This window comes from Paenibacillus sp. BK033 (assembly GCF_004345425.1).
Taxonomy (GTDB): Bacteria; Bacillota; Bacilli; order Paenibacillales; family Paenibacillaceae; genus Pristimantibacillus.
This window is the reverse complement of the sequence record NZ_SLVP01000008.1, coordinates 113550-136700: the sequence shown is the minus strand read 5'-3', so window position 1 is coordinate 136700 and position 23151 is coordinate 113550. Positions and strand designations below refer to the sequence as shown.

15 protein-coding genes are annotated in these 23151 nt (G+C 57.4%); 13 read left to right on the top strand and 2 right to left on the bottom strand.

The genetic code is table 11. The features are described 5' to 3' along the window. The 9 genes from EV294_RS23250 (at window position 1) to EV294_RS23215 (ending at window position 11536) form a co-directional block, all read left to right on the top strand. Complete coding sequence (locus EV294_RS23250) at window positions 1–888, top strand: carbohydrate ABC transporter permease (protein ID WP_132311195.1); 888 nt, start codon at window positions 1–3, stop codon at window positions 886–888. A 60-nt stretch (window positions 889–948) separates the two neighbouring features. After that, window positions 949–2553, top strand: a complete 1605-nt coding sequence (locus EV294_RS23245) for an extracellular solute-binding protein (protein WP_132311193.1) — start codon at window positions 949–951, stop codon at window positions 2551–2553. Window positions 2554–2669: 116 nt separating this feature from the next. Beyond that, entirely contained in the window at window positions 2670–4652 is a 1983-nt protein-coding gene (locus EV294_RS23240) for a glycoside hydrolase family 2 TIM barrel-domain containing protein (RefSeq protein ID WP_132311191.1), read from the top strand. Then, a complete protein-coding gene (locus tag EV294_RS23235; RefSeq protein WP_132311189.1) occupies window positions 4639–6099 on the top strand; it encodes a glycoside hydrolase family 30 protein in 1461 nt (486 codons plus the stop codon). The genes EV294_RS23240 and EV294_RS23235 overlap by 14 nt, the downstream gene beginning before the upstream one ends. A 33-nt stretch (window positions 6100–6132) precedes the next feature. After that, window positions 6133–7527 carry a glycoside hydrolase family 30 protein gene (locus tag EV294_RS23230; RefSeq protein ID WP_132311187.1) on the top strand — a complete coding sequence of 465 codons (1395 nt, stop codon included), beginning with the start codon at window positions 6133–6135 and terminating at the stop codon, window positions 7525–7527. Between the two features lie 1077 nt (window positions 7528–8604). Beyond that, window positions 8605–8757: a hypothetical protein gene (locus EV294_RS30420; RefSeq protein ID WP_165930786.1), complete on the top strand. Its 153-nt coding sequence runs from the start codon at window positions 8605–8607 to the stop codon at window positions 8755–8757. 41 nt (window positions 8758–8798) lie between these two features. Beyond that, window positions 8799–9650: a hypothetical protein gene (locus EV294_RS23225; protein ID WP_132311185.1), complete on the top strand. Its 852-nt coding sequence runs from the start codon at window positions 8799–8801 to the stop codon at window positions 9648–9650. 289 nt (window positions 9651–9939) lie between these two features. Continuing rightward, on the top strand, window positions 9940–10788 hold the full coding sequence (locus EV294_RS23220; protein ID WP_012772486.1) for an AraC family transcriptional regulator: 849 nt from the start codon (window positions 9940–9942) through the stop codon (window positions 10786–10788). A gap of 70 nt (window positions 10789–10858) precedes the next feature. Beyond that, window positions 10859–11536 carry an SOS response-associated peptidase gene (locus EV294_RS23215; protein WP_132311183.1) on the top strand — a complete coding sequence of 226 codons (678 nt, stop codon included), beginning with the start codon at window positions 10859–10861 and terminating at the stop codon, window positions 11534–11536. Window positions 11537–11640: 104 nt separating this feature from the next. Here EV294_RS23215 and EV294_RS23210 read toward each other — a convergent pair whose 3' ends face one another. Beyond that, window positions 11641–12624 (bottom strand): electron transfer flavoprotein subunit alpha/FixB family protein, encoded by a 984-nt coding sequence (locus EV294_RS23210; RefSeq protein WP_132311181.1) that lies wholly within the window; start codon window positions 12622–12624, stop codon window positions 11641–11643. A gap of 658 nt (window positions 12625–13282) precedes the next feature. Next, the gene (locus tag EV294_RS23205) at window positions 13283–14101 is read right to left on the bottom strand and encodes an electron transfer flavoprotein subunit beta/FixA family protein (protein WP_132311478.1); all 819 of its coding nucleotides are present in this window, start codon (window positions 14099–14101) and stop codon (window positions 13283–13285) included. 423 nt (window positions 14102–14524) lie between these two features. Here EV294_RS23205 and EV294_RS23200 point away from each other — a divergent pair, with 423 nt between their 5' ends. The 4 genes from EV294_RS23200 (at window position 14525) to EV294_RS23185 (ending at window position 22734) form a co-directional block, all read left to right on the top strand. Continuing rightward, on the top strand, window positions 14525–16759 hold the full coding sequence (locus EV294_RS23200) for a (Fe-S)-binding protein (protein ID WP_132311179.1): 2235 nt from the start codon (window positions 14525–14527) through the stop codon (window positions 16757–16759). 100 nt (window positions 16760–16859) lie between these two features. Further along, entirely contained in the window at window positions 16860–19277 is a 2418-nt protein-coding gene (locus EV294_RS23195; RefSeq protein ID WP_132311177.1) for a 3-hydroxyacyl-CoA dehydrogenase/enoyl-CoA hydratase family protein, read from the top strand. 415 nt (window positions 19278–19692) lie between these two features. Beyond that, window positions 19693–20904, top strand: coding sequence for an acetyl-CoA C-acyltransferase (locus EV294_RS23190; RefSeq protein ID WP_132311175.1), 1212 nt, complete (start codon window positions 19693–19695; stop codon window positions 20902–20904). Window positions 20905–20958: 54 nt separating this feature from the next. Beyond that, window positions 20959–22734 (top strand): acyl-CoA dehydrogenase family protein, encoded by a 1776-nt coding sequence (locus EV294_RS23185; RefSeq protein ID WP_132311173.1) that lies wholly within the window; start codon window positions 20959–20961, stop codon window positions 22732–22734. Window positions 22735–23151 lie beyond the last annotated feature (417 nt).

Here is a 23151-nt window from a genome sequence, read left to right as displayed (position 1 = left end):
ATGAAAATTAAAATGGAAAGAGCAACAATCGTCTTTAACATCATGGGTTACGTGTTGATCGCCATCCTGACCGTGCTGTGCCTGCTGCCATTCCTGCTTATCGTCTCCGGCTCGTTTACGCCGGAGATCCAGATTATATCGAAGGGCTTCAGCCTTATTCCGGAGACCTTCTCCCTGGATGCCTACAAAGCCGCGTTCAGTAATCCGAAGCAAATTCTGGACGGCTACAAGGTAACGATCTTCATTACGGTTGCGGGTACGGCAGTCGGCTTGTTCCTGACTTCCATGGCGGGCTTCGTGCTCTCCCGCAAAGACTTCAAATACCGCGATCAGCTGTCCTTTTTTATCTACTTCACGACGCTGTTCAGCGGCGGTCTGATTCCCTGGTACATCCTCATTACAAAGCACCTAGATCTGAAAGATACCTATATGGCGCTTATCGTGCCGTCGCTCCTGAGCGCATGGAACATTATCCTCATGAAAAACTTCATGAAGTCGATCCCGGATTCCATCGTGGAATCGGCCAAGATTGACGGCGCGGGCGAGTTTACGATCTACCTGAAGCTTATCCTGCCGCTTTCCGGTCCCGGCCTTGCCACCATTGGCTTGTTCATGGCGCTTGGCTACTGGAACGACTGGTTCATGGCGAATCTGTTCATTACAAGCGAATCCCATTATCCGCTGCAGTTCCTGCTCTACAAGATTCTCGCAAGCGCGGCCGTCCTGAAGACCAACGTGGCGGGGAACCTGTCTCCTACGTTCCAGCCTCCGGCGGAAACGCTCAAGATGGCGGCAGCCGTCATCGCGACCGGTCCTATCGTATTCTTGTACCCGTTCGTTCAGCGCTTCTTCGTAAAAGGGCTGACGATCGGCGCCGTGAAAGGTTAGAACCGGTCCCAAGGCCGGCTAACATATAGGTTCACTAAATAAAAGGAGGAGTCATCAAGCATGAAAAGAAAGATAAAAACAATGGGCACTGTGCTCGTTTCGACGGCTATTATGGCAAGTATGCTTGCAGCCTGCGGTTCCGACAACAATAACAATTCGAACAAATCCTCGAATGCAAGCTCGAATCCGGGTACGGAAGCCAGCTCGAACACAAACACAGGCACGGATGCAAAAGCGCCGGACACTTCGAAGAAGGTTCAATTGACCTGGTACCTGCTCGGCGATCCGGCTCCGGACCAGGAGAAGGTTGTTGCGGAATGGAACAAAATGCTTGAGCAGGACTTGAATACGACCGTTAAGCTGAACTTCACCACGTGGACGGATTGGCAGACCAAATACAACCTGCTGCTTGCTTCCGGCGAGAAAATCGACATGATCTTCGCTTCCTCATGGGCGGACTTTTATAAATTCGCAAACCAAGGCGCTTTCATGCCACTGAATGACCTTTTGCCAACGTACGCTCCTACCACATGGAGCAGCGTGCCGGAGCAGGATTGGAAGGAAGCTACGGTTAACGACAAGATCTATGCGGTTCCCGCTACTTATCCGGAATACACGCCGGACGGCCTGGTATACCGCGACGACTGGAGACAAGAGCTTGGTCTTCCCGAGATCAAAGACGTTGACTCCATCGAGGCTTACCTGGACGGCGTGAAGAAATCCAAAGGCATCACGCCGATTAACGGCAAAGCTTACAACGAAGTATTTACGATGTTCAAAGCGTTCGAAGGCTACCAGCAAATCGGCGGCGACAGCGGCGTCATCGTAGCGAAATCGTACGACACTCCGCGCGATATCGTAGCTTATCCGTTCACTCCGGAGTTTGAACAGTGGGTGAAGAAGATGAAGACTTGGGCAGGGAAGGGCTTCTGGAAATCCGATACCTTGTCTGACCAAAAAGAAGCCGGCGACGCCATCAAAACAGGTCAAGGTGCCGTGTACTGGCGTAATGCTCCGGGTGCAGGCGGCTTTATCGTAGGTATGGAAAAATCCAATCCGGATATCAAGCTCGGCTACTTCCCGTTCAGCCGCTTCCACAACCTGACGATGCCTACGCTGTCGGTTAACAATGCAATGGCTATTCCGAAGAGTGCGCCTAACGCGGAGCGTTCCCTGATGGTTCTCGACAAGCTGCGCAACGATCCGAAGTACTATGATCTGATGAGCTACGGTCTTGAAGGCACGGACTACTCGATGGATGCAGACGGCAAGCATATCGTTACGCCTCCTGCCGGCGTAGATGCCAAAGACTTCAAAGGCTATGGCATCGCAAGCTGGGGCTACCGCGTGGAATCGATGGAGCGCGTGAAGCAGGCCGGCGGCTGGGAAGGCTTCGACGCTCTGCTTGAAGAGTTCAAATCGCAAAGCAAACCAAACATTTTCGCGCAGGTTATCATGGACTACGCTCCAGTGAAATCGCAGCAAGCAGCCGTTAACTCGGTTATTCAGCAGTACGGCATGCCTCTGATGATGGGTCTTGTTCCCGACGTGGATAAGGCGCTCGCGACTTACCGTAAACAGCTGGAAGCAGCCGGCGTGAACGATGTACTGAAATACGTGCAGGAGCAAGCGAACAAATCGTTTGATGCGCAAGGAATAAAATAATAGGTTTTGCATGACCAAGGGGGATGTGTGACCTGTGCGTAAGGGATCGGCGTACGCATTCGTCCTCATCCTCCTTTTTTATTTTCACTCAATGAAAAAGAGACAGGAGAGACATCATGCTGAAGACAACTTTAACGCTGGAAAAAGTAAATGGCGTAAACGTTCCGTTTCAGAACGGCATTCCGGTACCTTCCTTCGAGCCGCAGACAAGAGAGAAGATCACGCTGAACGGCGAGTGGCGCAAGCGCCGTCTGTCGATGGACCACGATTTCTCGATGGCGGCCCGAAGCGATAGCTGGCTGGCGGAGCTGGAGGAACGGGAAGGGGAATATGTAAGCGGCGATCTAACGGAGCAGTGGCAGCCGCATGCGGTCCCATCGCCGGAAAACAAGCTGACCGGCTTGCCGGAAGCGAATGCGGCGGAAACGTATGAGGACGGTGTCTGGTACCGGAGAGCATTCGCGATTGCAAGCAAAAACGAAGGCTATGCTTATACGCTTAAGTCGCTTGGCATCAGCTACGTAGCCGATATTTGGATCAACGGGGAATGGGTGGGCTGCCATGAGGGCGGTTTTACTCCGTTTGCTTTTGATCTTACGGCGTACTTGCGCACGGGAGACAACGAGATCCGCATCCGCGTCGACAACCCGCCATGGGGAAGCCGCGCGGATACGATTCCGGCCGTTGCGGGAACGGATTTCTTCAATTATACGGGTATTATCCATGATCTCTATATCGAAATCACTCCTCAAGCCGCGATCGTCCGGGCGGATATCGTTCCGCTGGATGTCAGCGGCGGGCTGAACGTGAAGGTTGTACTGCATAACCGGGGCAAAGCTGCGGTTCAAGTAGGGCTGGAAGGAAGTCTGCTGGAGGCGGACCCGGAAGCGCCTAATTTCCTTGATTCTCCGCTGGCCTCCACGCTTATGGGCGTGCCGGCCGTTACGGATAAGCCGATGCACAGTGAACTGACCTTGCAGCCGGATGAAGTAAAGGTCGTCCAGTTCGAGGTAACCGTCCGGGAGCCTAAGCTGTGGTCGGTCTGGCAGCCAAATCTGTATGTCGCGACCTTCAGGCTGACGGCGGCAGGATCTGTGGCACAAGCGCAGGACTCGTTCAGCACGCAATTCGGCATTCGGACGGTACGGACGGATAAGACCCGAATTCTGCTCAATGAACAATCCGTCTTTATGGCCGGCATCGCCCGTCATGAGGAATGGCCGGATACCGGACGGACGGCGGCATGGGACCGCATTCGGACGGACCTGGAGCAGATTCGCGCGCTGAACGTGAATATGGTTAGAACCGGACATTATCCGAATCATGTGTACACGTATTTGCTGCTGGACCGGATGGGCTTTATGGCGATGAGCGAAATTCCGCTATGGCAGTTCGAGACCGAGCATTACGAAGCGCAAGGCGAGAAGCGTCTTGCCGATCAGATGTGGCGCGAGATGGTGTTCTCCCAGTATAACCGTCCGTCCGTGCTCATGTGGAGCACGCAGAACGAATCCAAGGAAGTATGGCTTCGCCTCGCTTATAACGAACGCCTGGTCCGCGACTTAAGGGAGAATTACAATGACGGACGCCTGCTGACCCAAAGCTCGGCAGCCGACCAGCCGGGTCCCCATGATCCGTCGATGGCGCCGCTGGATGTAGCGGCTTGGACGATGTATTTTGGCATTTTCCATGGCGGGACGTATTACGAAGGGACACGGCAGTTCCTGGAGGAAGCAAACCGCATCTACCCGGATAAGCCGATCCTCAATACCGAATTCGGCCACTGGTCCTCCGACGGCAACGAAGGCGAGCAGGTCCTTACTTATGAAGAGACGCTGCGTGCCTTGATGGAGAAGGGGACCCTGACTGCGGAGGGAGAGGACAATCCGGACGGGTATGTAGCCGGCATCGACTTCTGGATTATGTACGACTGGTACGTGAATCACAACAACTGGATCGATACGTTTGGCATTATCCATATGGACCGCAGCACGGAGAAGCCGGTTGCACCGCTCATCCGCCGCGATTACGGCGCCATTACCCGTCATAAAGGCGGCTTGGGTCAAAAGCTGGAGGGAGCGGCGAATGAGAAGGTTTAGCGCATTGATGCTTCCCGTTCTCCTGGTTGCCTTGCTGGCCACGGCCTGCAGCAACGGGAACTCGGGCAGTTCGAGCTCGGCTGGCGGGCAGGTCCAGGTGTGGCTGACCACCCCGGACAAGAGCAAGCTGCTGCAGCAGGAGGACAGCCTGAAGCTGACCAAGGCCAAGGATTCCGAAGAGAATGTCATTACAGTCGATGACCAGAGGGTCTATCAGCAAATGGATGGCTTTGGCGCTTCGTTAACGGATTCCTCGGCTTGGCTGATTGCGAACAAGCTGAACGATACGCAGCGGGAAGAGCTGATGAACAAGCTGTTTGACCATGAGAAGGGAATTGGCATCAGCTATATGCGCGTGCCGCTTGGGGCTTCGGATTTTGCCGTGAAGAACTATACCTTCGACGATATGCCGGCCGGTCAAAACGATCCTGAGCTGAAGAACTTCTCCATCGATCACGATAAGGAGTACATTATTCCGACGCTTCGGCAGGCGCTTAAGATCAACCCGGATCTGAAGCTGATGGGTAGTCCGTGGAGCGCTCCGGGCTGGATGAAGACAACCGACTCCGTTATCGGGGGCAGCCTGAAGCCGGATGCGTATGAGCCGTTTGCGAATTATTTTGTCAAAATGATTCAGGGCTACCAAGCGGAAGGCGTGCCGTTTGACGCGATTACGCTTCAGAATGAGCCGCATTACACGCCGGAGGACTATCCGGGCATGCGGATGGAGCCGGTCGAGCAGGCCGAGCTGATCAAGAGCTTTGTTGGCCCGGCCTTCGAGAAGAACGACATCAAGACCAAGATCGTGATCTGGGATCATAACTGGGATGAACCGTATTATCCGCTGACCATTCTGAACGATCCGGATGCTTCGAAATATGTAGACGGAACAGCCTTCCACGGCTATGCGGGCGAGGTTGGCAATCAGGCGCAGGTGCATGAAGCTTACCCGGACAAAAATCTCTATTTCACCGAAAGCAGCGGCGGCGCTTGGTCAACGGACTTCGGCGGCAACCTGAAATGGGATATGGAAAATCTGATTATCGGCGCAACCCGCAACTGGTCGAAGGTTGTCCTGAAATGGAATCTTGCGCTCGACGAGAACTATGGGCCCACGATTGGCGGCTGCAAGGATTGCATGGGCGTCGTGACGATTAATCAGGGCACCGGCGACGTAACGTTAAACTCGGAATACTATTCGTTTGGCCATGCGAGCAAATTCGTGAAATCCGGCGCATACCGGATTGAATCCGGCGAGTCGGTGAGCGGGGAGATCGAGCAGGTCGCCTTCAAGAATCCGGACGGCTCTATTGTACTGGTTGCGCTAAACGCGGCAAGCGAGGACAAAGATTTGAAGGTTAAGCTCGGCGGCAAATCGTTTGCGTACACCATGCCGGCAGGCGCCGTGGCTACGTTTGTATGGCCGGGAACGGACAACGGCAAATAACAAAACTTAAGAGGGATAGAGGAGGAGACGCAAGTGTCTGCGATACTTAAAACGGCAGTAACGACAAAAGAAGTTGAAGTTTGGCTCAGCTCGGAAATGACCCCTGGGAGCACCCGCTGGTTTGAAGGGCCAACGGACCCGGCCTATGCGTTAAGCGGGCAGCCGAAGCTGGCATTAACCGCTCCCTCTGTCTCGGATCTGACTACGATTCTAGTAACGCCTGCCCATGCCTACCAGCAAATGCTGGGGATCGGAACATCGTTGGAAGAAACAACGATCAACAATCTGCTGAAGATGGACGCCGCTTCGCAGGCGAGCTTTATTCAGCAGCTGGCGGACAAGGAGAAAGGGCTCGGCTTTAATCTGTTCCGGATTACGATCGGGACCTCGGATTTCACCGCGCAGCCTTTCTATACGTATAACGATCTTCCCGAGGGAGAGACCGACTTCGAGCTGAAGCGTTTCAGCGTGCAAAAGGACATCGAGCTGTCGATTTTCGAGACGGTGCAGCGTCTCTTGAAGGCGGTGCCGGATGCGAAAATTTTCGCTTCGCCTTGGAGCCCGCCCGCCTGGATGAAGACGAACGGCGATCTGAAGCGGGGACGCCTGAAGGAAGGCGCCGAGTATACCGAAGCGCTGGCGAAATATTATCGCATGGCCATTCAGGCGTACGAAAAGCATGGCATTCCGGTCAGCGCGATGACGCTGCAAAACGAGCCGCTGCTCGAGACCGACTACCCAAGCTGCTACATGTCGCCCGAACGTCAGCGCGAGCTGGCGATTGCGCTGAAGCGCGAGTTCGAGGAGTATGGTCTGAAGACGGAGCTTTGGATCTTTGATCACAACTTTGCGGATGCGATGGGCTATGTCACGCCGATTCTGAATGACTCGGAAGGCTATGCGGCGGTAGACGGCATCGCGCTGCACGACTATGACGGCTCGCCGGAAGTGATGAGCGAGATTCATGCGGCTTATCCGGAGAAGCCGATTTACCTGACGGAGCGTTCCTTGTGGGGAACGGCCGGCGCGGACCGGATGGCGCAATATTTCCGCAACTATGCGAGCAGCTATAACGCTTGGGTGACGATGCTCGACAGCAAGATCGGCACGCATCAATGGCTGGGGCAGCCCGGTCCAACGATGCTCGTGCAGGATGCGGATGAGCCAAGCCGCTTCTGGCGCACGCCGGAATTTAACCTGCTTGCGCAATACTCCCGCTTTGTCGAGCGCGGCGCATACCGGATCGGCAGCACCTACGGCTCGCCGGAGACGGTAACCAACGTAGCGTTCCGCAATCCGGACGGCCGCCTTGTTATGATTGTTGTCAATCAAACGGCGGAAGAGCAATCGTTCCGCGTGCTTTGCGACGGCAAGCAGTTCCTAGCGACGCTTCCTGCCGGAACCGTTGGCACGTACCGCTGGCAGTAATAGAGAAAAGGCTGTTCCCAAAGGCATTGATGGGGACAGCCTTTTTTCTATGCTTAACGGCTTGCACGACTTGTTGAACATGTCCAAGGAGTCGAGCTCCCCTTGCGATAAGAAGAGCTGCAGATTCGGTTGCGATACCCCCGGGTGCACGGAGAAGGCGCGTACGCCATGGCGTTTGCCGATGGTGTCAAGCGCGACCGCGGACAGGGCTTGCCAAGCCACGACTCGACCGAGATGCACGGCATACGTCCCCGCACCAATATAACCCGAGGATAAACAATCGGCGACTTCCAAGCCTAGCACTCCGTACACGACACTCCACATAGGCTACACAGCATACCCACACGCCAAGCTGCACTTCGTTTGTGCCCGGCTTCACACCGTAACTCTGGTACCGCACCTCGATCAAGGAACTCACGCCGCATTGCATGTTTACCCTGAGCCTCGCGCACGGCGACCTTATGCGATACCTCGTACCTAGCGCCGCCAGCCGGGTACTTCACGCGTCGGATACGTTGTACGTTTTACAGCATAATCGGCCCTAAACGCCTGTTTTGTCCCTTTATGCTGTACGATCTGCAGGATAATTCACTTAGACAAGCCCATTTCGAGGCCCAAAAGGGACCTACCCTGCATTTCGTGCAGTATAGAAAGCAGATGTGGCTAAAATGATGGAACTAGGCTGCATAAGGAGCAATGCAATGACAAGCAGGTCTGACAAGTTGGACGGAAAATTTGTCAGCAAGACAGATATTTTGGCGGGAGCGGGCATACATTGTAACATTATGCGTAGCATTTGCGAACGAGGGCAGTCATGCGGTGAGGCATGGCTGCTGCCGGTGTCGAATATAACGCATCTGAACCTGCAGCCCAAAAGCGTGAAAAAGATGCGCTAAGATTAAGGACTTGGGTACGGTTGACAGTCCTATTGAGAATGGTTATCATGTTATTAACGAAACTGATAATCATTATCATTAAAAGATGGACTAGATGGTTTAATGTTTCTTGCGGAAGCATACACCGAGTTAAACGCACCACCGGGTAAGTCCGGGCTTCGCACAAAGGGAGGTTCTAACGTTGGGTTTATTGTATGAAATGGTCTTGAAGAAGAAGAAACAAATACATCCAGTCCGTCAGACGGAGCGCGAAGAACGGGAAGCGAGCCCGTGGCAGGTCGAGTCCATCATCATTCACGATGCAGCAGATGAGCAGAAAGAACAAAATAAGTAAGCCTGCGGACGCGGGCCTTACATAGCATTGGAGCTGAAAACGTGAAGGAAAGTCGGTTTAATGAGAACGGTCAGCCGGGGAATTCGGCGGAACGGATCAATCACGAGGGCAAGCCGTGGAACTGGATGCTGTTTCCTTTTTCGTCGGTACGGGTTAGTCAGGATTCCATCATAGCCGCTTCGGTTGGTTACGGCGTATACGAGATTAACGAATTCGGAGAGTGGACGAAGCTGGCGTCGGGGCTGCCGCCTCATGCAAGCGTGAACAGGCTTCAACTGCACAGCGGTATTTTGCATGCCTGCACGAGCGAAGGGCTATTCCTGTTCGAGGATGAGGAGTGGGTAGATACGGGACTTGCCGTCCCATGCTTCCAATACCGCATTCTGGGCGGAACCGGCTATGCGGCGACCGAATACGGGCTGTGGTCGGAGGTGCGCGGCGAATGGCAAAAGTTTGCCTGTCCGGGCAAAAAGGTGTTCGACTTCATGAACCTGCCGCAATATCTCGTTGTTGGCCATGAGAGCGGAATATCGCTGTATGACCGGTTCATGGACGAATGGGCCGAGTTCGAGCTGAGCCGGGCGGTCACCAGCCTGTCGGTGTTTCGCGGGAATTTGATTGGAGCAAGCGATAAGGGAGAGCTGCTGGTCGGGGATAAAAGAGGCCGGTTCGAACGGGTGCGCTTCAGCGGCAGGTTTATTTTCTCCGTTGTCTCCATTGGCATTGATACTTACGTGTGCACAGATCATGGGCTGTTCCGGCTCAGCATGATTCAGAATCAGTTCGCGCTTCTATCCGTAAGGCTTGGTTTTCCGGTAACGGACGTAGAGCTGCGCGATGGCAGATTGTACATGGCGACTTTGTTTCAAGGCATTCAATATTTAGATATCTAAGCGTTCAATAGTCATTGTGTGCCTGAGCCACGTTGAGGAATCAGCTCATGCAACCGGAAAGCCCTATTCTTCTACAAGAGGAGGAATAGGGCTTTCTTTTTAGTTCTAAGAGTTTCTAAGTTTTTTCTTATCCATGGCTTAGAATTCTCCGGATTACCGCTTCACCTTCCATAGATTCGTTCTGCCCTAAGTTTGTAGACAAATGGCTATGATTTCGGTAACATGGCAATAGCTTTTATGAAGTTTTTGCATACATACACACCATTGAGACAACAAGGAGAGGTTTATTGTGTCGGAGGAATTGCTGCTGACCTTTCGGTCGCCGCCGCTGCCATTTTTCATAGAATCGAATCGGAGAACGTATCAGGCGGGGGAAGAGCATCCGAACCGGACGAATCTGGGCGTATTTGATCTGCTGTTCGTTCAGCAGGGTTCGCTCTATATCGCGGAGGAGGGCAACCGCTGGACGCTTCAAGCCGGGGATGTGCTTATACTGCGCCCGGATCGTTGGCATCACTCGTTTAAGCCTTGCCAAGAGGAGACCGTATTCGACTGGGTGCATTTCCAGACGGTTGGAGCCTGGGAGGAAACGGAAGCAAGCCAGGGATCGCTTCGCGGGGATTATTACACGTATGCCATCCGCCTGCCGAAAAAAATGCATTTATCGTTTCCGGACGAAGCGAAGCTGCTGTTCTCCCAGCTGCATGAAGCGGCGCAAAGCTCCTCGCATGGCGCCTTTTGGGAACGGCAGCAGCGATTTCTTCATTTGCTGCAGATGCTTGACGAGGGCTGGCGCTCGGATGCCGCGAAGGCCGGGGTATCGGTTGCGGAACGCGCTGCCGCTTATCTGAAGATGAATTACCGCAGCGTGATTACGAATACGATGCTGAGCGAAGCGCTTCAGCTGCATACCAATTACATTACCCGCTGCATGACCGAGGTGTTCGGGTGCACGCCGCAGCAATATTTGCTGTATTACCGTCTCGACCAGGCGAAGCTGCTGCTGATCAAGACGGACTGGCCGATCGCAAGAGTGGCGGAGGAGACGGGATTCCGGCAGACGCCGCATTTCTCCAGGCTTTTTGCCGCGCAGACCGGCATGCCGCCGCTTAAATTCCGCAAACGATTTACGAATTAATGGAAATGAACGCATAATCATCCCGCGCTTTAGAGAATACTTGGTTAAAAAGCGCTGGGGGTTATTGCACATGATTGAACGTTATTCCATTACCGCGGATGTTGGAGATATGATTGAGGCTTTTAAGGTGGAGCAGTTGATTAATTGTTATACGAACCGGTTTAATGTAGCGCCGACGCAGACGGTGTCCATCGTAATGAACGATCGCTGGGGACTCCGGACGATGCATGACGCAAGATGGGGACTGTTCCCGTTCTGGGCGAAGGATTCCGTAAACGCCGACAGCTCGATGCTGTCCAGCAAGCCTTTCCTCGAGCGGATGCTGCGCAAACAGCGCTGCGTGGTGCCGTGCAGCGGATTTTTCGGCTGGCAGAAGGGGCAGAAGGAGAAGGACTCGCGGGCGATGCATATCGTGGTGCCGAACCGCAGAGTGTTCGGGATCGCCGGCTTCTTCGACGTATGGCGGAATTACAGCGGGCAAGAAGTACGCGCTTTTACGATGATTACCGCCCCGGCAACCGGGACGATGTCGCAATGGCAGCCTAACGTGCCGGTCATTATGGACGAAGAGGGGATGGAGGATTGGCTGAATCCCCGCATCTCGGACTTCCGCTCGCTGCGCAAGCATCTGGAGCCAATGGATAGCTACCGCATGAGAGCTTATCCGGTCACTAACGCGGTGAACGACGAAGCTTACGAATCTCCGGACTGCGTCCGGGAAATCCGCCCGGATTTTGCTTTGAAATAATTGTAAAGGGACTATTCCCGCAAGCCTCACGGTTTGCAGGGATAGTCCCTTTTTTGTTGCGGCGGGAGCCGGTGGTGGGCAGGCCAAGGCTTAAAATCATCAAGTTAACCGGATTGCGTTCTGCGGAACTCCTCCGTTAACAGCGGAACAACCTCGAACAGGTCCCCGACGATGCCGTAATCGGCAACGCTGAAGATGGGCGCGTCGGGGTCTTTGTTAATCGCGATAATGACGCGCGATTGGCTCATGCCGGCAAGATGCTGGATAGCGCCGCTTATCCCGCAGGCAATGTAGAGCTGCGGCGTAACAACCTTGCCGGTCTGCCCGATCTGCAGGGCATAGCCGCAGTAGCCGGCATCGCAGGCGCCGCGCGAGGCGCCAACCGCGCCGCCGAGCACGCCCGCAAGCTCTTGCAGCGGCTCGAAGCCGGCCGAGCTGCGTACGCCTCTGCCGCCGGAGACGACCACGTCGGCCTCGGCGAGATCGATTTGACCGCCGGCGCGGCGCACAAGCGAGCGCACCGCGGTCAGGATTGGCGGCACCGTGAACGGCAGCGCCTGCACGGTGCCTTGCGGCTCGCCGGCCGGCAGCGTCTCGGCCGGCTCGAAGTTGTTCGGGCGGACCGTGACGACCCACGGCCGGCCCGGGGTGAAGCTGCGCCGCTCGAACGCCTTGCCGGCGTAGAGCGGCCGCGTGAACACGCCATCGGTCTCGTCGATGGCGGTCACGTCTGCGACGTGGCCGGCGCCGATGGCCGCGGCCACGCGGGGCGCGAGCTCGCGCCCCGCTGCGGTATGGCCGAGCAGCAGCGCGTCCGGCCTTACCGCTTCAATAGCTGCGCGCAAGGCGGCGATGTACGCCTCGGGCGCAAAGGCGCGAAGGGCCGGGTCGTCCGCGACATGGACGACGTCCGCCCCTCGCGCAGCGAGCGCGGCTGCTTCGTCGGCCGCGCCGCCGGGAGCCGCGAGGACGGCATGGACCGAGCCGTCCGCACCGGCCAGCCGCCGCGCGGCGCCAAGCGCCTCAAGCGCTACGCGGCGCAGCTTGCCGTCCCGGCACTCGGCGAACACGAGTATCGTTGTTCCCATCTTATTTCCTCCTTTGTTGCAGGCGAACTGCATATGAGTTTTTATCGCAAACGTTGCTGAAAGTAACTATTTGTTTGGGGATTGGGGCAATAAGACCCTGGGAGGGCTTTATTGCAACAGATGGAGTGGTGACTGTATAGGATAAGACCCTCATAGGGTCTCATTTCTGCTCCATCGAGTCTTTGTGACGCTTTTTTTAGCTGCGGCGGTTCAGATAAGACCCCGGCAGGGTCTTATTAGATGCAAGGGAAGTTAAGGGCTTAGCTGGTTAAGAGCCCTGAGGGCACTTAACCAGCTGAAAACGCAAGCTACTTGGCGTGTTAAGGTCCCTTAGGGGCCTTAACATTCAGCAAACGAGCGCAAAAGCTGCCACGTAGGCGGGTCCGCACAAGGTTAAGAGTCCTGAGGGCACTTAACCCACTGAAAAAGCAAGCTGCTTGGCGCGTTAAGGTCCCTAAAGGGCCTTAACATTCAGTCAGTGAGCGCAAAAGCTGCCACGTGGTCGGGTCCGCACAAGGTTAAGAGCCCTGAGGGCACTTAACCAGCTGAAAAAGCAGGCTACTTGGCACGTTAAGGTCCCTTAGGGACCTTAACAACAAGCAATCGGACGGACTCCGTTCTAATTAACCGCCTTAACGTTTAACGCCGTGCAGCCGCCTCACTGCGGCAGCTGGCCCTCCGCCTGCAGCAGGCGGACAAGCTCCGCCGCCTGCTCGCCGGGCGTCCCCGCGAGACGCCGGCCGGCTGCGCGCGGCGCCGGCGGAAACAACTCCAGGCGCGATGTCCGCGCGCCTTCCTCCTCGCCGCCTGCGGCTGCCGAAACCCGGGCGAGCGGCTTCTTCTTCGCCTTCATAATGCCCGGCAGCGACGGATACCGCGGCTCGTTGAGCCCTTGCTGCGCGGTAATCAGCGCTGGCAGCGGGATCGCAACCGTCTCCGTGTCGCCCTCGACATCGCGCTCCACGACAGCGAACCTCGCCGCCGACGCTGCGCCCGGCGGCAGCTCTCCGGATGCCTTCGCCTCATCCGGCCCTACAATGACAACCTTCACCGCTGCCGACGCATGCGGCAGACCAAGCCGCTCCGCGACCTGGAGCGCTACGCTCCCGGAGCCGCTGTCGACGGCGAACAAGCCCGCCAGCAGCAGATCCGGCTTCAGCGGCTCGATAACCTTCGCCAGCGCAGCGGCCAGCGCGAAGCTGTCGCCGCTGTCGACGGTAGCCGCGTCGAGCCGGATCGCTTCATCCGCGCCCATCGCAAGGGCGGTCCGCAGCGCCTCCTCCGAGCGGTCGCCGCCGCAAGAGACAACCCGTACCGCGCCGCCCTGCGCCTCGCGCTGGCGCAGCGCCTCCTCGAGGGCATATTCGTCATAAGGATTAATGACGAGCTTGGCGTCCGCTTCCGCAACGGCGCCGTCCTTTACGATAATTTTTTCTTCCGTATCAAATGTCTGCTTGAGTAGAACGACAATGTTCAGCACTGCAGCAACCTCCTCAGACTATAGTTCCATGCTCAATTCTCGCCGGGCTGAAACGCCGCTCCCGCAGCATGGCCGCGGCCGGCTGCAAGGCTCGGCTAAACCGCTTTCCATCAGTGCTACGATATGAGTCAACTCGGCCAAATAGACCGTCCGCACCGGCGAAAGGGGCGGCATGTTCATGCTAACGGGCTCATATACTGGAGCACCGCGGTTTTTTTGAAAATGCTGCCCATTCACTTAAGGACGGCACAGCCGTTTCTCCTTGAATTCTAAGCGTTAATAAGTTTTTTCTTGCAAACACAACTTGGAATTCACCGGATTGAAACGCGCTCTCCCGCCTTAGGATGGAGCAGCCGTTTTTCCTAGTCACAACGCTTAAAAGCTTGTCCGAATCGAGGGCTGCAAAAGGGGGCGTGGCCATTGCTGGAATGGTGGTCGGCAGATGTTGCGACAGCTGCACTCAGGTGGATTTTGTTCGCGGCGGTATTGGGGCTTGCCGCAGCCCTTTTTGTTACGGTCGTCTTGCGCAGGGTGGGCTATATCAAGCTTGGCCGGGCGGCTGCCCATGAGGCGATGCCATCGGATGAGCGGAGGGAAGCAGCCGGACGTCCCTCGGTAACGGGACAGGTGCTCGGGCACAGCAAGCTGCTGCGCGATATCCGGAGCGGCGTCATGCATTTCATTTATTTTTACGGATTTATCATTCTGCAGTTTGGAGCGGCGGATATTATCTGGAAGAAGCTCAGCGGTCACCCGATTCCGTTTCCCTTCTACGGCCAGTTCGCCTGGTCGCAGGAGCTGACGGTCTCGCTTGTCCTGCTCGCGGTCCTGTACGGGGCTTTCCGCCGGTATATCGAGCGGCTGCCAAGACTGAAGCGCGGCTGGAAGCCTTCGCTTGTGCTGTGGTTTATCGGCGGCCTGATGCTGACGGTCCTGCTGACGCTTTCCTTCGAGCGGCTGTCGGGAGATCCCCATGCCGTAGCTGGCCGTTTCGCCCCCGTTTCCTCCGTGCTTGCGGACTGGATCGGGAAGCTTGGCGTGCCTGCCGGAAGCATAGCGTCGGAAGCGGGTTACGAGCTGTTCTGGTGGCTGCATCTGCTCGTCCTGCTGTCTTTCCTTGTGTACGTGCCGCAGTCGAAGCATTTTCACCTGCTGACGGCTCCCGTGAATTTGTGGCTCGGGCGCAATGCGCCGGTGGGCCGGCTGGCGCCGCTTAATCTGGAGGATGAGGATGCGGAGTATTTTGGCGCGGGCAAAATCGAGCATTTTACGCAAAAGCAGCTGCTCGACCTGTATGCCTGCGTGGAATGCGGACGCTGCACGAATGTTTGCCCGGCTTCGAATACCGGCAAGCTGCTGTCGCCGATGCATCTCATGACCAAGCTTCGGGATCACCTGACGGAAAAAGGCGCCGCCATTACGTCCAAGTCGCCTTGGGTTCCATCGTTTATGGGCGGGCAGGCGGCAGGGGCGCATGTGATGGGGGCGCTGATTCCGTCCTGGGAGGACAGTCCCGAAGGAAGCGTGACCTCCATTATTCCGACCATGACGGCCCAGAAGCTGGCTTGGAATGCCCGGGAGGCAGCGAAGCCGGGTGAGCTGGAGCTGATCGGAGACGTCATGAGCGAGGAGGAGCTGTGGGCATGCACGACCTGCCGCAACTGCGAGGAGATGTGCCCGGTTGGCAACGAGCATGTGGACAAAATCATCGATATGCGCCGTTATCTCGTGCTGATGGAAGGCCGCCTGCCGTTTGACGGCCAGCGCGCGCTGCAAAACATCGAGCGCCAAAGCAACCCGTGGGGACTTCCGAGAGCCGAACGCGCGGCCTGGATCGACGAGTGCGAAAGCCGTACCGGCGTCCGCGTGAAGACGATGCAGGAAATTAAACGTGCGGGAGCGCCTAAGCCGCAGTTTCTGCTGTGGGCAGGGTCCATGGGCTCCTACGATACGCGCAGCCGGAAGGTGCTGTATGATCTCGTGCGGCTGCTCGACCAGGCGGGCGTGTCGTTTGCCACGCTTGGGGCAGAGGAGCGGAACTCGGGCGATACGCCGCGCAGGATCGGCAACGAGCTGCTTTTCCAAGAGCTGTGCCGAGAAAACATCGAGACCATCGCCCGTTACGGGATAACCCGTATCGTAACGGCCTGCCCGCATACGCTTAATACCTTCCGCAAGGAGTATCCGGACTTCGGCCTTCCGTCGGACGTCAGGATCGAGCATCATACGGAGCTGCTTGCCCGCCTGCTTAAGGATGGGCGGTTAACGCCCGAGCACCTCGTTCAAGAACGCGTGACCTACCATGATTCCTGCTATCTTGGGCGTTATAACGGCATCTATGATGCACCGCGCGAGGTGCTGAAGGCGATTCCGGGCATCGAGATCGAAGAGATGGCGAGAAGCCGCGAGAACGGCATGTGCTGCGGAGCGGGCGGCGGACTCATGTGGATGGAGGAGCAAAGCGGCGTTCGCGTTAACCGCGCAAGAGTATCGCAGGCGCTGGAGGTGCGGCCTACGGTCATCGGCTCGGCTTGCCCGTATTGCCTGACGATGATGGAAGACGGGCTGAAGCTTCTGGAGGCCGACGAGCACACGGCGGCACGCGATGTGGCAGAGCTGCTAGCGGCAAGCGTGTTTGGCAAAGAAACAGTTTAAAGGCCCGGTAAAAAGACAGCTCATGCTTCTGAAGCAAAAACCATCAGGAATCCGCTGTCTCGCTGTTTGCAGGATCATTCTTTTCAGGAGGGACTATTCAATGCAGATGAATCGAACAGGGACAGTAAGGCGCGCGGCCGTCATCGGCTCCGGCGTAATGGGCGCGGGAATTGCCGCGCATCTGGCGAATGCCGGCATGCGTGTGCTGCTGCTCGATGTCGTGCCGCAGACCATGCTTCCGGAGGAGGAAAAACGCGGACTGACGCTCGCTTCCCCGCAGGTGCGCAGCCGCTTGGCCCAAGCTGCCGTTGCACGCATGGCGAAGGCGCAGCCGGCACCGCTGTATGAGCCTTCTTTCGCCGGGCGTATTACGGCTGGTAATCTCGAGGACCACCTGGCGGGATTATCCGAGGTGGATTGGATTGTGGAAGCGGTTGTGGAGCGGCTGGATGTGAAGCGAAGCCTGTTCGAGCGCGTGGAGAGCGTGTGGAAGCCGGGCACGATTGTCTCCTCCAACACATCGGGCTTATCGGTAGCCGAGATGGTGGAGGGAAGGAGCGACGCGTTCCGGCAGCATTTTGCGGTGACGCATTTTTTCAACCCTCCGCGTTACATGAAGCTGGTTGAGGTTGTGCCGACGAGCGACACGGATCCGGAAGTTACGGCATTGCTGACCGCGTTATGCGAGGAACGGCTTGGCAAAGGCGTGGTTGTGGCGAAGGATACGCCTAACTTCATAGCCAATCGGATTGGCACGTACGGCATGCTGGTGACGCTGGAGGAGGTTTTGAAATTCGGGCTTACGGTGGAGGAAGCGGATGCGCTGACGGGGCCTGCGATGGGGCGGCCAAAGACGGCAACGTTCCGGATGCTGGATCTGGTTGGCCTCGATACGCTGCTTCACGTCGTCGACAACGTCCGGGAGAAAAGCACGGATGCGGCTGAACGCGAGACGTTCGCAAGGCCTCCGTTATTGGAGCAGCTGGTGTTATCGGGCCGGTTGGGCGAAAAGAGCGGCGGCGGGTTTTACCGGAAAATAAGAGGTCCGAAGGGCGGCAGCGAGATCGAATCGCTTGATTTGGAATCGCTTGCTTATCGGCCGCGGAGCTCGGTAAAGGGTCCAATCATCGACGCGGCCAAGGCGGCGAAAGGCACGGGCGGCAAGGTTCGGGCGCTCATCGGCACGGATCCGAAGCATAAATACGCCCGGTTCGCCTGGCAGACGATTAAGCGCACGCTCCTCTATTCGGCATCCCTGGCTGGCGTTATTGCCGATTCCATCACGGATATCGATAAAGCGATGAAATGGGGCTTCAGCTGGGAGCTTGGGCCGTTCGAGCTGTGGGATGCGCTTGGGTTAGAGAAGTCCGTAGCCCGGATGAAGGCCGAAGGCGACGCGGTGCCGGAATGGGTGCTGACGTGGATTGCGGAAGGAAACGGCAGCTTTTATAAGGTGCAGGAGGGCAGACGGCTCGTATACGCCGGCGGGGGCGGAGGGTATGCGGCCGAAGAGCTGTCACCGGATGAGATCTCGCTTGCTGCCCTTAAGGAAGCCGGCAGGACGGTACTGCGCACCTCGGACGCGAGCCTTATCGATCTTGGCGACGATGTGGTATGTCTCGAATTCCATTCGCAGAACAATGCCATCGGCGGCGAGATTCTGACGGCGATCCGGCGGACGGCCGAGGAGGTCAGCAAGAATTGGCGCGGGCTTGTTATTGCGAACGACGGACGTAACTTCTGCGTAGGCGCGAACCTGCTGCTTCTCTTGATGGAGGCGCAAAACGGCGAGTGGGACGAAGTCGAGGACATCATCCGGATGTTCCAGAGCAGCATGCTTTCGATCAAAAAATTAGATCGTCCCGTCGTCGCCGCGCCTCACCGGATGACGCTTGGCGGAGGCGTCGAGGCGTGCCTGCCGGCCGATCAGATTATTTTTTCGCCGGAGACTTACTTCGGTCTCGTCGAGACCGGGGTTGGGCTGATCCCGGCGGGCGGCGGCTCGAAAGAGGCTGCCGTTATGGCTGCGGCTAGGGCAGGAGGCGGCGACATTCAGCCGCATTTGAACGCGTTGTTCGAGACGGTTGCGATGGCGCGCACGTCCACCAGCGGCTTCGATGTAGGCCGCATCGGGCTGAAGCGCCCGCAGGACCGCGTCATAATGCGGCAGGACGCGCGGATTGCCGAAGCGAAGCGGGCCGTGCTTGAACTGGACCGGGCCGGCTACACGCCGCAGCCCGAGGCCCGCGTCCGCGTGGCCGGCCGCGAGGGCAAAGCCGTGCTTCGCATGGGCGTGCACAGCCTGCTGCTCGGCGGCCAGATCAGCAAGCATGACGCGCTGATTGGGAATAAGCTCGCGCATGTGATGGCCGGCGGAGATGCCGCGCCCGGAGCGGAGGTCAGCGAGCAGTACCTGCTCGATCTGGAATGCGAAGCCTTCCTCAGCCTCTGCGGCGAGCGCAAAACGCAGGATCGCATGAGCCACATGCTCTCCACCGGCAAGCCGCTGCGGAATTAGGTCGAAGTAGGGTCAGATCGCCCGACGCAATCGTCATAAGGTGCTGATCGCCGGCCTTCTGCTTAAGCCGTAAGGGTCCTTTAGGGGCCTTAACGTTAAACTAACTTGCAATATGAAGCGCATTAAGGTCCCTAAAGGGCTTTAATACTCAGATTTCAGGTGGAAAATGTTGCGTATCATGCTGATTTCACAAGGTTAAGGTCCCTAACGGGCCTTAACCACCCTAACAAACGCCGAACGAGGCCTCATAAGGTCCCTGAAGGGCCTTAACGTCGAAACAAGTCCAGAAGCTGCTCGAAAACACGGCTAGCGCAGCTAATAAGACCCTCGCAGGGTCTTATCGCAAAAAGAACCACAACAAAAGCGCCGCCTGCGCGATGAGGAAGAGGCGGCGCCAAAAAGAAGGAGGCGCTCTATGGGAGCAGCGGGCAAATTTGCGGATCATGACCGCGATGCCGTTATCGTATCCGCGGTACGAACCGCGGTGGGCAAGGCGAAGAAGGGAAGTCTGGCGGAGACAAGGGCTGAGGACCTTGGACGGGCCGTGCTGACTGCGGCGGTAGGCCGGGTTCCGGGTCTTGATGCCGCCGACGTCGAGGATGTCATCATCGGCTGCGCCATGCCGGAAGGCGAGCAGGGGCTGAACATGGCGCGAATTATATCGCTCTATTCCGGCTTCCCGGTTACGACGCCGGCCGTGACGATTAACCGGTTCTGCGCTTCGGGTCTGCAGGCGATCGCTTACGCGGCTGAACGGATAAGGCTCGGCGACGCCGACATTCTCGTCGCCGGCGGCGTGGAAAGCATGAGCCATGTGCCCATGACCGGCTTTAAGCTGTCGCCGCATCCGGGCATTGTGGATGCCATGCCGGAGGTCTACATGGGCATGGGCCACACGGCGGAGGAGGTGGCGCGCCGCTACAATGTTACCCGCGCGGCGCAGGATGCGTTTGCCGCTTCCAGCCATCGCAAAGCGGCGGCCGCCATTCAGGAAGGCCGCTTCAAAGACGAGATCGTACCGGTGACGGCAACCCGGTCCGATGTGAACGAGTATGGCCGGCCAATTGAACGCACCTTCACCTTCGACACCGATGAAGGCGTCCGTCCGGATACAACGCCGGAGACGCTGGCGCCGCTCAAGCCGTCTTTTGCCCGGGAAGGTACGGTTACGGCCGGCAATTCCTCGCAGATGAGCGATGGCGCAGCCGCGGTTGTTGTGATGAGCCGTGCCAAGGCGAAGGAGCTTGGGCTGACGCCCCTTGCCGCTTTCCGCACCTACCGGGTAGCCGGGGTAGCTCCCGAAGTAATGGGCATCGGCCCGATAGAGGCTGTTCCAAAAGCGCTCAAGGCAGCCAATTTAACGGTTAACGACGTTGATATTTTCGAGCTGAATGAAGCTTTTGCCGCCCAATGCGTGCCGATTATCGAGGAGCTTGGCATCGATCCCGAACGCGTGAACGTAAACGGCGGGGCGATTGCGCTTGGTCATCCGCTTGGCTGTACGGGGACAAAGCTGTCGGTATCGCTTATTCACGAGCTTAGGAGACGCGGTGGCGGAATCGGGGTTGTCACGATGTGTGTTGGCGGAGGAATGGGAGCCGCTGGCGTGTTTGAGGTATACGCGTAGCATAGCGCGCAAGTGGAGGATGCAGGAAGGCGAAAGGGAAAGGGGACGTATAGCATGGGGGAAAACATTCGGTTTGGCGGTCGTTTCGTAATCGAGGATGCTCTGCCGTCCGCGACGGTGACGCCGGAGGATTTCAACGAAGAGCAGAAGATGATGGCGGATGCGGCGAAGCAGTTTGTGGAGGGAGAGATTTTTCCGCTTGATGAGCAGATTGAGGGCCTCAACTATGAGTTGACGGTAAAGCTGATGCGCCAGGCCGGCGAGCTTGGCCTTCTTGGAGCGGATGTACCCGAAGCCTATGGCGGTCTTGGACTTGATAAAGTAAGCACTACCCTGCTGTCGGAGACGCTTGCCCGCGCCTCCTCTTTCGCGCTGTCCGTTGGCGCGCATACGGGGATCGGCACGCTGCCGATCGTCTTTTTCGGAACGGCCGCGCAGAAGCGCAAATACTTGCCGAAGCTCGCCACGGGTGAGCTGATCGCCGCCTATTGCTTAACGGAGCCGGCCTCCGGATCGGATGCTTTAGGCGCCAAAACGACGGCAAAGCTGTCGCCTGACGGCAGCCACTATATTCTGAACGGCTCCAAGCTGTACATCACCAACGCGGGCTTTGCGGATGTGTTTATCGTATACGCGAAGGTGGACGGGGAAGCGTTCAGCGCGTTTATCGTGGAAAAAGGAATGCCGGGCTTCAGCCTTGGTCCGGAGGAGCACAAGATGGGCATAAAAGGCTCGTCGACGCGCCCGTTATTTTTCGAGGATGTCGCGGTGCCGGTGGAAAACGTGCTTGGCGAGATCGGCCAAGGGCATAAAATCGCGTTCAACATCCTGAACATCGGGCGGTTCAAGCTGGGAGCGGGCTGTCTTGGCGCGGCAAAGGAAACGATCGAGCTGGCCTCCAAATACGCCAACACGCGCAAGCAGTTCGGCCGCGCCATCTCCTCTTATCCGCTGATTGGCGCCAAGCTGGCGGATATGAATATCAGAACCTACGTGCTGGAATCCATGGTATACCGGACCGCGGGCTGGATCGATGCCATGCTGATCGCCGAGGGTGCCGGAGCGGATGCGCCGGATGCCGGAATGCGGGCGGCGAAAGCAATCAGCGAGTACGCGCTGGAATGCTCGATTAATAAGGTGTTTGCGTCGGAGACGCTGGATTTTGTCGCGGACGAGGGGATCCAGATCCACGGCGGCTACGGCTATATCAAGGAATACAAGGTGGAGCGTATTTACCGGGATTCGCGGATTAACCGGATTTTCGAAGGGACCAACGAGATTAACCGGATGCTCATTCCGGGAACCTTGCTGAAAAAAGCGATGAAGGGCGAGCTCCCGCTGCTCGAAAAAGCGCAGTCCCTGCAGGCCGAGCTGCTGCAGCCGATGCCGGTTCCGCCGTTTGATGAGCCGCTCAGCCGGGAGGCATACCGCGTATCGCAGGGGAAAAAAGCATTTCTTGCCGTCGGCGGGCTTGCCGTGCAAAAGCTTGGCATGAAGCTCGACCAGGAGCAGGAAGTGCTCTGCTCGCTTTCGGATATCATGATTCAGCTCTTCGCGGCGGAAAGCGCGCTGCTCCGCACGCAAAAGCTCGTGCATAGCGGCGCGGATGCGGGGAACGCGATTCAAATGACGGAAGTCTTCGTACAGGAAGCGCTGGAGAAGATCGAAGCGATTGCGAAGGTTGCTCTGGCGGCGCTGGCGAAGGGAGATGCCTTGCAGATGCAGCTGTCGGTCTTGAAAAAGCTGATGCGCGGTCCGCTGGTCGATACGATTGCGGCCAAGCGGGACATTGCCGCGCGCGTCATTAGCGGGGAGCAATATATTGTGTAGGAGGGGGAACGCCATATGGGTAAGGCAGATCCGGAAAACCCGCTTGTACCCGAGGATCGGCAAAAGCCGGCCAATTCCGCACCTGACAAAACGCCGCTATCGCCACGGCAGGAGGAAGCCGCAGCCCCGCAGCTCATAGAAGCCGAGCCTCAGGCGGCTCCGTCCGCGGGGGCCGAGCCAAGCGAGGAAGCTGCCGCAACCGATGAAGCCCCAGCGACTAAAGCTGCTCCGTCGCCGGCGGAGGCCGAGTCGAGCGAGGAGCCTGCCGCAGCCAATGCCGCCCCGGAGGCAGAGCCATCCGCGGAAGCGATTGTGCCGGAGGCTGCGCCAGCAGCGGCCTCTGCTCCATCGGCAGAGGCCGAGCAGAGCGAAGTGCCTGACGCAGCAGACGCCGCTCCGGAAGCTGCGCCTGCACCG